Origin of the sequence: Zoogloea sp. LCSB751 (assembly GCF_002028455.1) — a bacterium.
In the GTDB taxonomy this organism is placed as follows: Bacteria; Pseudomonadota; Gammaproteobacteria; order Burkholderiales; family Rhodocyclaceae; genus Zoogloea.
Map to the genome: position 1 here is coordinate 1 of NZ_MWUM01000480.1, position 247 is coordinate 247.

Consider the following 247-nt stretch of genomic DNA (forward strand, 5'->3'; position numbering starts at 1 on the left):
AGTAGATTAGTCTGTTCGGCAATGCTGTTGATCACCACCACAACTTCATCAATACGCTGCGTTTCCTGTTGTAACTGCGACACCGACTGAGCCGAACGTGCTAACTCAGCCGCAAGTTGGCGAGTAATGGCTAAGCCCGAGTCAAACTGACGCTGACCATCGTCAACCGCTCTATCGGCTTGGGTTGCCGCATCGGCGGTACGTTTAGCATTGATGGCCACTTCGTTGGCACTGGCACTCAATTGAG

General features: G+C 52.6%; 1 pseudogene. It reads right to left on the reverse strand.

From position 1 onward, the window contains the following. Positions 1-247, reverse strand: a pseudogene (locus tag B4920_RS27385) (hypothetical protein); the annotation flags it as partial.